The sequence below is a fragment of the Ezakiella massiliensis genome (assembly GCF_059862345.1).
Map to the genome: position 1 here is coordinate 1 of NZ_JCBCEO010000019.1, position 270 is coordinate 270.

A 270-nucleotide genomic window follows, 5' to 3' on the forward strand; every position below is an offset into this window, starting at 1 on the left:
AATTCGTTGAAATTGTCTATTAAAAATTTGTTTGCAATTAAAATTGCTTCTTGGATTTCTAATGTCTGTTATTTCGTCTATGGTATTTAGTTTTAAAGGTTCAATATTCGTTCGCGTTAAGATTCGATCTTTAGACTCATAAAAGTCACACGAACATATTAATGGTGGAGATGAGGAGACTCGAACTCCTGGCCCCCTGCTTGCAAGGCAGGTGCTCTCCCAACTGAGCTACACCCCCATACTATAGTTGCCTATAAAAAATAAAGGCTC

The 270-nt window shown here is 37.4% G+C and carries 1 tRNA gene; it reads right to left on the reverse strand.

Features of this window, described 5'->3' with window-relative positions:
• Positions 1 to 162 precede the first annotated feature (162 nt).
• A tRNA-Ala gene (locus tag AC6FXG_RS08940) sits at positions 163 to 238 on the reverse strand.
• Positions 239 to 270: the final 32 nt, after the last annotated feature.